Annotated in this window: 13 protein-coding genes; 8 read left to right on the top strand and 5 right to left on the bottom strand. The window is 68.1% G+C overall.

Features of this window, described 5'->3' with window-relative positions:
• The 4 genes from ACFQEU_RS07305 to ACFQEU_RS07290 all read left to right on the top strand — a co-directional run.
• On the top strand, positions 1–476 hold a 476-nt coding region (locus tag ACFQEU_RS07305), incomplete at its 5' end, for a histidinol dehydrogenase (protein ID WP_379780747.1).
• Positions 477–564: 88 nt separating this feature from the next.
• Positions 565–936: a HesB/IscA family protein gene (locus ACFQEU_RS07300; RefSeq protein ID WP_379780745.1), complete on the top strand. Its 372-nt coding sequence runs from the start codon at positions 565–567 to the stop codon at positions 934–936.
• A gap of 107 nt (positions 937–1,043) precedes the next feature.
• Entirely contained in the window at positions 1,044–1,289 is a 246-nt protein-coding gene (locus tag ACFQEU_RS07295) for a DUF5816 domain-containing protein (protein ID WP_379780743.1), read from the top strand.
• A 99-nt stretch (positions 1,290–1,388) separates the two neighbouring features.
• Positions 1,389–1,727, top strand: a complete 339-nt coding sequence (locus tag ACFQEU_RS07290; RefSeq protein WP_379780741.1) for a DUF7116 family protein — start codon at positions 1,389–1,391, stop codon at positions 1,725–1,727.
• Between the two features lie 54 nt (positions 1,728–1,781).
• On the opposite strand, the gene ACFQEU_RS07285 is transcribed toward ACFQEU_RS07290, so the two are convergent.
• Entirely contained in the window at positions 1,782–2,834 is a 1,053-nt protein-coding gene (locus ACFQEU_RS07285) for a radical SAM protein (protein WP_379780739.1), read from the bottom strand.
• Between the two features lie 123 nt (positions 2,835–2,957).
• Between ACFQEU_RS07285 and ACFQEU_RS07280 the strand changes: the two genes are divergently transcribed.
• The gene (locus ACFQEU_RS07280; RefSeq protein ID WP_379780737.1) at positions 2,958–3,158 is read left to right on the top strand and encodes a dodecin; all 201 of its coding nucleotides are present in this window, start codon (positions 2,958–2,960) and stop codon (positions 3,156–3,158) included.
• Between the two features lie 30 nt (positions 3,159–3,188).
• On the opposite strand, the gene ACFQEU_RS07275 is transcribed toward ACFQEU_RS07280, so the two are convergent.
• Positions 3,189–3,671, bottom strand: a complete 483-nt coding sequence (locus ACFQEU_RS07275) for an RNA-binding protein (protein ID WP_379780735.1) — start codon at positions 3,669–3,671, stop codon at positions 3,189–3,191.
• A 179-nt stretch (positions 3,672–3,850) separates the two neighbouring features.
• Here ACFQEU_RS07275 and ACFQEU_RS07270 point away from each other — a divergent pair, with 179 nt between their 5' ends.
• The 3 genes from ACFQEU_RS07270 (at position 3,851) to ACFQEU_RS07260 (ending at position 7,094) form a co-directional block, all read left to right on the top strand.
• Positions 3,851–4,450 (top strand): 2Fe-2S iron-sulfur cluster-binding protein, encoded by a 600-nt coding sequence (locus ACFQEU_RS07270; RefSeq protein WP_379780733.1) that lies wholly within the window; start codon positions 3,851–3,853, stop codon positions 4,448–4,450.
• A gap of 82 nt (positions 4,451–4,532) precedes the next feature.
• Positions 4,533–6,623: a cation:proton antiporter domain-containing protein gene (locus ACFQEU_RS07265; RefSeq protein ID WP_379780731.1), complete on the top strand. Its 2,091-nt coding sequence runs from the start codon at positions 4,533–4,535 to the stop codon at positions 6,621–6,623.
• 144 nt (positions 6,624–6,767) lie between these two features.
• The gene (locus ACFQEU_RS07260) at positions 6,768–7,094 is read left to right on the top strand and encodes a NifU family protein (RefSeq protein WP_379780729.1); all 327 of its coding nucleotides are present in this window, start codon (positions 6,768–6,770) and stop codon (positions 7,092–7,094) included.
• 5 nt (positions 7,095–7,099) lie between these two features.
• On the opposite strand, the gene ACFQEU_RS07255 is transcribed toward ACFQEU_RS07260, so the two are convergent.
• The 3 genes from ACFQEU_RS07255 to ACFQEU_RS07245 all read right to left on the bottom strand — a co-directional run.
• Positions 7,100–8,077 carry a CPBP family intramembrane glutamic endopeptidase gene (locus tag ACFQEU_RS07255; RefSeq protein WP_379780727.1) on the bottom strand — a complete coding sequence of 326 codons (978 nt, stop codon included), beginning with the start codon at positions 8,075–8,077 and terminating at the stop codon, positions 7,100–7,102.
• 80 nt (positions 8,078–8,157) lie between these two features.
• Positions 8,158–8,703: an NUDIX hydrolase gene (locus tag ACFQEU_RS07250; protein WP_379780725.1), complete on the bottom strand. Its 546-nt coding sequence runs from the start codon at positions 8,701–8,703 to the stop codon at positions 8,158–8,160.
• A gap of 48 nt (positions 8,704–8,751) precedes the next feature.
• On the bottom strand, positions 8,752–9,312 hold a 561-nt coding region (locus tag ACFQEU_RS07245), incomplete at its 5' end, for a DinB/UmuC family translesion DNA polymerase (RefSeq protein ID WP_465261121.1).

The following is a 9,312-nucleotide window of genomic DNA, read 5'->3' as shown; positions in this document are numbered from 1 at the left end:
CCGACGCCGACCTCGCGGCGTCGGTCGCCGAGGCGGTCGAGGCGACGATCGACGAGCGCGACCGTGCCGAGACGATCCGGGCCGCGCTCGACAACGAGGCGTCGGGCGTCCTCCACGCGCGGTCGATGTCGGAAGCGGTCCTGTTCACGGAGGAGTACGCGGCCGAACACCTCTCGATCATGGCCGACGACGACGAGGCGCTCTTGGAGCGGATAACCAACGCTGGATCGGTGTTCCTCGGTGACCACTCCCCCGTTGCCGCCGGCGACTACGCCGCCGGCCCGAACCACGTCCTCCCGACTAACGGCGGCGCGAGGCGATACGGGGGGCTCTCCGTCGACACGTTCCTCCGCTCGTCGACGGTGCAGCGGCTGGACCGCGAGGGGCTCGCTGGGATCGCGGACACGGTGACGACGCTCGCAGAGGCGGAGGGGTTGGAGGCGCACGCCGAGAGCGTCCGCAAGCGGTTCGACTGACGGGGGCGACCCGCTCGCGGAACCGCGAAACCGTCGGCGGTTTCGTCCGGGCGTCAGGGTTTTCATCCTGCGGGCGGTATCGGTTCACATGAGTACGGGATCGGTCCAGGGAGGCGACGGCGACGACCCCGCGATCGAGGTGACGCCGGCCGCCGCCGAGGAGGCGCTCTCGCTTCTGGAGGGCGAGGGGCTCGACACCGGTGAGGCCGGGCTTCGACTGTTCGTCCAGCAGGGCGGCTGTGCCGGGCTTTCGTACGGGATGCGGTTCGACACGGAGCCGGAAGGCGACGACCTCGTGGTCGAACACCACGGGTTACGGGTGTTCGTCGACCCCGCCAGCCGGAACTACATCGGCGGGAGCAAGCTCGACTACGAGAGCGGGCTCCAAGCCGCCGGCTTCCACGTCGAGAACCCGAACGTCGTCTCCGAGTGCGGCTGCGGCGAGTCGTTCCGGACCTGATGGCCGCGGCGGCGATGGGACATCGCGACGATCACCGGAACGGAGTCGACGGCACGACATCGGTCCGTGTGTCTCTTTTTAAGTCGTTCGACCGACTATCGTCGGGTATGGAACTGGACGCGTCGACGACCGCGGACGGCGAGCGGGTGTACATCGATCGCGGCCTGGCCGAGCGGGGGGCTGAAGGGCCGTTTTACGTCGTGTTTGCCGATGCCGACGCCCGGGACCGATGGGGGTTCGCGTGCGGCAGCTGCGGCTCGCTCGACACCGCGATGGACACGATGGGCCGGATCCAGTGTACCGAGTGCGGCAACCTCCGGAAGCCGGACGAGTGGGACGCGGCCCACGAGTGAACCGACGGCCGGCCGCGTATCGTCCATGGTTTCGACGACCGATCGGTTCTCGCGATCCGTGAGAAAGTTTATCACGGATCGCGACCAATCGCCGAGCAGATGGCCACTGCGAGCATCCCCCCGACGACGGAGGCCAGGGACGTCTTTCGTGAACTCGGCTACACCGTTTCCGACGGCGGACGCGAGTTCGTCGCGGAGCGGAAGTGGCGCCGCGTGCTCGTTACGGCGCTGTGTATGGAAACCGACGACCTCGACCCGTATCTGGCGGCGGGCGGCGAGACGCCGCGACTCCGTTGTTTCGTCACGTGGCACGACAACGCCGGCGACCTCCGCGACCGACTAACCGACCTGAAACCACCGTACGACTGGGCGGTGATCGGCGTCGAGCGCGACGGCGAGGAGTTCGCCGTGATGGAAGGCGCTCCCGGCAGTCCCTGAGCGGGCGGGGAGCGCCGACCGACGCGATTTTGCACGACTGGTCCCCAGACGCGGTCAGTCCGCCGTCGGGAGCGTTCCGTCGTACCCGTCCGGGACGTACGGACACAGCGGATCGCTCGCGAACGGATCGCCGGTGTGTGCGTACGCACGCGACCGACTCCCCCCACAGACGGTCCGGAACCCACACGCGCCGCACTTCCCCGAGAGCGCGTCCGGGTCCCGGAGCCGTTCGAACAGGTCGCTGTTGCGGTAGATATCGGTCACGGATCGATCGCGGACGTTTCCCGCCGCTTTCGGGAGGAACCCCGATGGGTAGACGTCGCCGACGTGGCTCACGAACGCAAAGCCACGCCCAGCGGTGATCCCGCCGCGCCGCGCCCCGTCGGCCCGATCGGACTGGAGTCCGACCCGACGATAGAACGGTGCCTCGGTGGTTTTCACGCCGAACGGCTCCGCCGCGTCGACGTCGTGGAGCCATGTCATCACGCGCTCGGCGCGTTCCGGCGGGATCGGGTCGAGCAGCTGCCCCCGTCCGACCGGCACGAGGAAGAACACCGACCAGAGCACCGCGCCGAGCTCCCGAACCCGATCGCGGATCGCCGGGAGCTCGTCGACCGTCTCCGCACAGACCGTCGTGTTGACCTGTACCGGCAGGCCGGCGTCGGCCGCGGCCTCGGCCGCGTCGATCGTGTCCTCGAAGCTCCGCTCGCCGCGAAACGCGTCGTGTGTCTCCGCGGTCGCCCCGTCGAGGCTGAGCGCCATCCGTCGGATCCCGGCGTCGGACAGCGCCCGGACGCGCTCCGGCGTGAGCGACCGCGTGCCGCTCGGCGTGATCGTCATCCGGTTCCCCTGTTCGGTCCCGTACGCCACGAGTTCGAGGAGGTCGTCGCGGGCGAGGGGATCGCCGCCGGAGAGCACGACCAGCTGTCCGTCGCCGAACGCGGCGGCCTCCCGAAGCAGGCGTTTCCCCTCCGCGGTCGTCAGCTCCTCGGGATGCCGTTCGGGGCGTGCGTTCGCCCGGCAGTGCCGGCAGGCGAGCTCGCAGGCCCGTGTAACTTCCCAGATGAGCACGAGTGGACGTCGGTCCGTGTCGAGGTCGTCGAACATCCGTCGGTTTAGCTACGATCTCATCGCCCTTTAGTGATGGATCGAACGTGTTCGGGGCGCCCGGCTGCCGCCCCGTCCAACCGTGGTGGGTTTTATAGTGGCATGCGTCCAACTCCCAAACCCATGGTGTTCAAAAAGATCACGCTGATCGGAACGAGCGACGAGAGCTTCGACGCGGCGGCGGACGACGCGATCGACCGCGCGGAAGACACCCTCGAGAACGTCTACTGGGCGGAGGTACAGGAGTTCGGCGTCGAGATCAAGAACGCGCCGGAACGGGAGTACCAGGCCGAAGTCGAAGTCGCGTTCGAGCTGGAGGACTGACCGCTCGGTGTGTCGCCGACGTTTGGTCCGTCACGCCGCGAACTCGTAGAGCTCGTCGCCGACGTGGTGGATCGACTCGATCACTTTTCCGCTGTCGCCGACCATCTCGTCGCCGTCCACCATCGCTCGCCCGACCGCCAGTACCTTCCCGTGCGTCTCCTCGGCGATCACGACGAGGTCGCCGTCACGGATCGACGCGTCCGCCTCGACGATCCCCGGGCGCATCACGTCCGCCCCGTCGGAGACGAACGAGATCGCGCCGGCGTCGACGGTGACGACGCCCGTCTGTGGTTCCGTGTTGTTCGCGCCGCGGACGGTGAGGAACGGCTCGTCGTCATCGACGTAAAACACGGCGGGGTCGCCGTCGACGAGGACGAGCTGGTACTCGGCGTCGACGAACTCGACGGACTCGAACGTCTCCCCGTCGATGTCGACGCCGAGGTGGTCCGCGATCGCCTCGCGGATGTCGCGGATATCGTCGCTTCGGAGGTGGTGGCGGGATTTCACTTGCATACGCGCCCGCTCGGTCGGCGCGCCGATAAAGGGACCGCTCCCTCGCGTGACCCGAGTCGCGCCTCGACGCCCCGCGACGGGTTCGACGCGTGTACGGCCGCTGTTCGTCCCCGAGCAGACGGGAGGCGGCCGTTGGCCCGATCAAAACGGCCTTAAACCACCTCTCCATAGGCGTGTGTATGTACGCTCCATTGGGGATCGGAGCCGAACCGCTGGCCCCCGGGCTGGCGGTGATCGCGACGCTGGCGGTCGTCCTCTTTAGCCTGCTGAAAGGGACGGGATGGGAGCCCACGACGGACATTTCGGAGGAGATCCACGAGCGACGTGCGAGCTCCGTCCCGGAGACTGAGTTCCCGGAGCCGGGTAACCGCGCGATCGGCGGCGGTGGTGGCGGCGGCGCGATCCCGGCCGGCGGCGATGGTGACGAGGGCGAACTGGAGGACGGGAGCACGGCGAGCGCCGGCCCCGGCGACATCCCCGAAGACGAGATCGAGTACTACGAGGTCGAGTTCGCCAAGCAGGGCGAGACGATCGAGCTCGCGAACAACGAGCCGATCCTCGACCAGGGCGAGGACCACGGCTGGGACCTCCCGTACGCGTGTCGGCAGGGGCAGTGTGTCTCCTGTGCCGGTCGAGTGACCGACGGCCCTTCCGAGGACTACCTCGAGCACGACAACCAGCAGATGCTCGAGGAGGCCGAGCTCGAGGACGGCTACACGCTCACCTGCGTCGCGTACCCCCGTGACTCGTTCACCCTCGAAACCGGCGAGGCTCCCTGACGACCGATCGCCAGCCGGCTGACCCGTCTCGGAGACGGTTCACCGACCGAACGCCCTCCCGTACGACCCGTTCTCACCTCGAATGTTTCTCACTTCGTTCTCGGCTGTACTGCTCTTTTCAGTGCTGACTGGCGGGATCCCGACCGTCCCGATCGAGGAGCCGGTGATCGTGTTCGCGATCGCGTTGGCGACGTTCCTTGTCGCCCCGCTGCTCATCGAGCGTGCCGGCCTCCCGGGGATCGTCGGTATCGTTCTCGTCGGTGCGGCGTTGGGGCCGAACGGAGCCGGCGTGCTCGCGGAGACGGATGCGATCGTCTTATTGGGGAACGTCGGACTCGTCTACTTGCTTTTCACCGTTGGGCTGGAGCTCGACCTCCGCGGATTCCTCGCGGCACCGGAGAACGCGGCGCTGTTCGGGTTGACGAGCTTCTTTCTGCCGTTCGGTGTCGGGTCCGCCGTGGGGATATACGTGCTCGGTCTCGACCCGTGGGCGTCGTTCCTGCTCGCGGCGGTGTTCTCCTCGCACACGCTGCTGGCGTATCCCGTGGTCAACCGGCTGGACGTGACGAAGAACCGGGCGGTCACCGCCGTCTTCGGCGGTATCCTCTTTACCGACACGCTCGCGCTCGTCGTGTTGGCGATCGTTCTCGGACAGGCCGACGGAGAGCTGACGCTCATGCTGTTCGGGCAGGTGTTCGCGTCGATCGCGGTCCTCTTCGCCGGGATCTGGTTCGTCCTCCCGCCGATCGCCCGGTGGTTCTTCCGGAACACGAGCCAGGAGAGCTACTTCGAGTTCCTGCTCGTGGGTGCCGCCATCTTCGGCGCGGCCAGCTTCGCGGAGGTGTTGGGGCTCTCCGACATCCTCGGCGCGTTCGTCGCCGGGATCGCGTTGAACCGGCTCGTCTCGCGTGGCGGCCCTCTGATGAACCGGATCGAGTTCGTCGGCAACGCGCTGTTCGTCCCCTTTTTCCTTCTGTACGTCGGGATGCTGGTCGACCCCGGCGTCATCCTCGACGGGCCACGGACGCTGTTCGTCGCCGTGGTGATCGTCGCGACGATGTTCCTCTCGAAAGTCGGTGCAGCGGGGATCGTCTCGGCGATACAGGGGTACGACCGCAACGAGTTCGGTGTGATCACGGGGCTGTCGGTCGGGCAAGCGGCGGCCGCGCTGGCGATCACGCTCGTCGGCTTCGACGCGGGGCTGTTCGGTGCGGACGTGCTCAACGCGGTGGTGGTGATGATGCTCATCGCGGCGGTAGTCAGCCCGTGGCTCACGGAGCGGTACGGGACGCGACTCGCGCTGGACGACGACGTCGAACCCGGCGAGTCGGGCGCGGTCGACCCGCGGATCCTGTTGCCGTTGTCGACCGACGCGGACCGCCAGCGACACCTCCTCGAGCTCGCGTTCGCCCTCAAGGACGAGCGTCCAGAGAGCCCGGTCCACCTCCTCACGGTGGTCCAGCCCGACGGCTCCGGAACGGACGAGAGCGCCGTCGCCGAGGCGGAGGCCGGGCTGGAGAGCGCGGCGGAGATCGCGGACGCCGCTGAGGTCCCGGCCCGGACGGAGACCCGGGTGAACCACAGTATCGCCTCGGGCGTGGTCCGCGCGAGCACGGAGACGCGCGCCGAGCTGATCGTCATGGGGTGGGACGCCCAGCAGTCGCTGAGTAACCGGGTGTTCGGAAGCATCATCGACCAGGTGCTCCGCCGGACGACCGTTCCGGTGCTCGTCTCGCGGCTCGGCCACCCGATCAACACGACCGAGCGGGTGTTCGTTGTCGCGCCGCCGGGCGTCGATCACCACGAGGGGTTCTACGAGGCGGTCCACGTCGTCAAGCGACTCGCCGAGCGACTCGGCGCGGAGCTGCACGTGTACGTCGTCGACGGCAACGAGCGGCAGTACGAACGGCTGTTCGGCATGGTCGAGCCCGAGCTCGAGGGGCGCTTCGAACGCGTTCGCGGCTGGTCGGAGCTGGAGTCCACACTCCGTCGGGAGACCGACGAAAACGACCTCGTCGTCCCGATCTCGCCGCGACAGGGGAGCGTCGGCTGGGACCCGGGGCTGACGGCGCTGCCGGAGCAGCTCGCCGAGCTCCCTCCGGGATCGTTCATCGTGGTGACGCCACGACAGGGTGAGCCGGGATACGCCGCTCGTTTCCTCACGATCGAGTAAGGGCTCGTCAGATCGAGTGGCCGATCACATCGGGGGTCGCGACCGGTCGCGTCCCTCCTGATCGACGGTGAGACAGTTCCTTTCAGTCGAGTCAACCGGTGGCAAACCGGAACCTTCCAAAGGTTCGGCGTCGTACGAGGAGTAATGAGCGACAAGAGCCTCGCGGAGCGAGTGGAGCAGTGGATGGTCGGCCAGATGCCGATCATCCAGATGCACGGCGGGACGAGCGTCGTGCGCGAGGCGGACGAGGAGACGGGGGAAGTCGTCGTCGAGCTCGGCGGTACCTGCTCCGGTTGTGGCATCTCGAACGTCACCGCCGAGAACATCCGTCGCGACCTCATCATGGACTTCGACGAGGTCTCCGAGGTTCACGTGAAAGTCCCCTCGACCGGCGATCAGGGCGCTTCGACCGTCGAAGGCGGGCGCGGCGGCGACCTCCAGTACGAGACGGAGTCCGCCGGACACTTTTAATCCCCTTACACCGGGAGGAGCGCCATCCCGCCCTCCGCGAGTTCCTCGAGCTCGTCGCTGTACGCCACGGCGACGTACAACAGCGTGAAGAGGACGGCGTTGTGGAGCCCGTGTAACAGCGCCGGGACGACGATGTTGTCGGTGTACTCGTACACCGCGCCGAACACGAGGCTCGGGAAAAAGAGGACGGCGATCGTCGTGAGCCGTCCCTGTATCCCCCCGGTCAACGCGATCACGTGAACGAACGCGAAGATCGCGGACGCGATGGCGATGGCCGGAACGGCCGAGATCGACTCGCGAAGCCGGCTCTGAACGATCCCGCGGTACAGCACCTCTTCGGCCGGGCCGATCACGAGGAACGAGGCGGCGATAAGTAGCGGGATGACGGCCGGGTTCTGGACGGCGAGCTCGGCGCTCTGGTTCGCGGCCGTCTCGGCCCCGATCACCTGTAGCAGCGTCGAGATCGAGACCACCATGATCAGGATCACCACCCAGCCGCCGAGGACGAGGCCGAGTTCAGTGAGGCTCGGCCGCCGGATCCCGAGATACGAGACGATCCCCGACCGGTCGAACCCGCGGTACAGCAGGTACGCGAGCGCGAGCCCGCCGAACGCGACGTACTGTCCCAACACCAGCGTGAGCCCGAGGTTCACCGCGAGCGGGAGCTCGACGACGGCGGCGTCGATGCCGAACACCAGAAGACTGCTGAGGAGGACGAAGGCGATCCCGAGGGTGCCGAGCCCGACGGCAACCCCCACCGCACGAAGCGGGGAGTCGGGGACGGCGCTCGGCTCGGGGTCGTTCGGCGGGGCGGTCGTGGTCGGGTCGGGATCCTCCCCTGCCGAGGTCGCGGTCCGGCCCGATCCGTCCGCCGCTGGGGTCCCGTCCGATCCGTCCGCCGTCGGGGTCGCGTCCGGCGCGTCGGCGTCTCCCCGTCCGGTTTCGTTCGGCTCGGCCCCGTCGTCCGTGGAGGGGTCACTCATCGGTCGTGATACGGGTCGTTCGGTGAAAGGCTTGTTCGTCCACCGTCGGCTTGCCGGTGTTCGTTCCGCGTCGAACTCGATTATCGATACAGTAACTCGTACCAGGTCACCGCGGTGACCGCCCGCCCGTCACGGAGCCCGTCGTCGATCACCGCTTCTAGTAGATCGTCGTACGGAACCGTTTCGACCGCGATCGACTCGTTGTCGTCGAGGTCGCGCTCGGCGGTCGGCTCACACCCCGTCGCGAGGAAGTGGTGATGGACCGCGTTCGTCACCCCGTTGGCGGGCTCGACTGTCGTCAGTCGCTCGAAGCCGTCCGCCTCGTAGCCGGTCTCCTCGGCCAGCTCGCGGGCGGCCGCTCGTTTCAGGTCGTCGCGGTCCTCCGGTTCGACCGTCCCCGCGGGGATCCCGCGGTTGGTTCGGCCGACCGCCTGACGCCACTCGTCGATGACGACGACGTCGCCGTCGGGCGTCAACGGGAGCACCACGACCGCCGGCGGCTCGTCGACGTAGTGGTAGCCGTCGGTCTCACCCTCGGGGAACTGTACCTCGTCACGGCGCACGTCGAACCCCGGACAGCGGTAGTCGATCTCGGTGCCGAGCGTCTCCCACACGAGGTCGTCCATACCCCTGCGTGGTGGCCGGCGACCTAAAGCCCCGGTGTCACGACGCGCTCACGACGACCAGTCGCCGAGCGACGCCTGTCCGTCCGGGCGTTCGTCCCCGCTCTCCTCGTCGTGCCGTGTCGCGTCGTCGAGACCGGTCTCCACGTCCGCCTCAGCCCAGTCCGCGAGCGTCATTCGCTCCCGTTCCTCGCCTGTCGGCCGCGTTCCGGTCGGCGCTCCGTCGGGTCGGTCAGTCCCTCCTCCGGCCGTCGGTTCGCCGTCGGTATCCTCCTCCGCGAACCCCTCGAGGGTCGCCTGGTCGCCCGCGGCGAAGTCGAGCTTCGACACTCGAACGCCGAGTTTGCGGACCCGCGCGTCGGCGAACTCGTCGAGCAGATCGAGCGCGACGGACTCGACCAGGGACGGGTCGTCGACGGGACCGGGAAGACTCCGTGCTCGCGTGTTGACGTCGAACGGCGGCTCGACCGCCTTGATCCCGATCGTACGGTAGAGACAGCCCCGGTCGCGGGCGCGACGCGCCACGTCCGCGGCCAGCGTGGCCACCGTCTCCCGCTTCGTCGCCTCGTCCGCGGTCGCCGCGAGCGACGATTCCCGGGAGAGACTCTTCGG

The sequence above is a fragment of the Halorubrum tibetense genome, from assembly GCF_042661865.1.
In the GTDB taxonomy this organism is placed as follows: Archaea; Halobacteriota; Halobacteria; order Halobacteriales; family Haloferacaceae; genus Halorubrum; species Halorubrum tibetense.
Note: the sequence above shows the minus strand (reverse complement) of the source record. Positions and strands in the feature narration are given on the sequence as shown.

Coding starts and splice junctions, on each gene's coding strand:
- ACFQEU_RS07300 (WP_379780745.1), top strand. CDS start 565: ATGAGTACGGGATCGGTCCAGGGAGGCGACGGCGACGACCCCGCGATC.
- ACFQEU_RS07295 (WP_379780743.1), top strand. CDS start 1,044: ATGGAACTGGACGCGTCGACGACCGCGGACGGCGAGCGGGTGTACATC.
- ACFQEU_RS07290 (WP_379780741.1), top strand. CDS start 1,389: ATGGCCACTGCGAGCATCCCCCCGACGACGGAGGCCAGGGACGTCTTT.
- ACFQEU_RS07285 (WP_379780739.1), bottom strand. CDS start 2,834: ATGTTCGACGACCTCGACACGGACCGACGTCCACTCGTGCTCATCTGG.
- ACFQEU_RS07280 (WP_379780737.1), top strand. CDS start 2,958: ATGGTGTTCAAAAAGATCACGCTGATCGGAACGAGCGACGAGAGCTTC.
- ACFQEU_RS07275 (WP_379780735.1), bottom strand. CDS start 3,671: ATGCAAGTGAAATCCCGCCACCACCTCCGAAGCGACGATATCCGCGAC.
- ACFQEU_RS07270 (WP_379780733.1), top strand. CDS start 3,851: ATGTACGCTCCATTGGGGATCGGAGCCGAACCGCTGGCCCCCGGGCTG.
- ACFQEU_RS07265 (WP_379780731.1), top strand. CDS start 4,533: ATGTTTCTCACTTCGTTCTCGGCTGTACTGCTCTTTTCAGTGCTGACT.
- ACFQEU_RS07260 (WP_379780729.1), top strand. CDS start 6,768: ATGAGCGACAAGAGCCTCGCGGAGCGAGTGGAGCAGTGGATGGTCGGC.
- ACFQEU_RS07255 (WP_379780727.1), bottom strand. CDS start 8,077: ATGAGTGACCCCTCCACGGACGACGGGGCCGAGCCGAACGAAACCGGA.
- ACFQEU_RS07250 (WP_379780725.1), bottom strand. CDS start 8,703: ATGGACGACCTCGTGTGGGAGACGCTCGGCACCGAGATCGACTACCGC.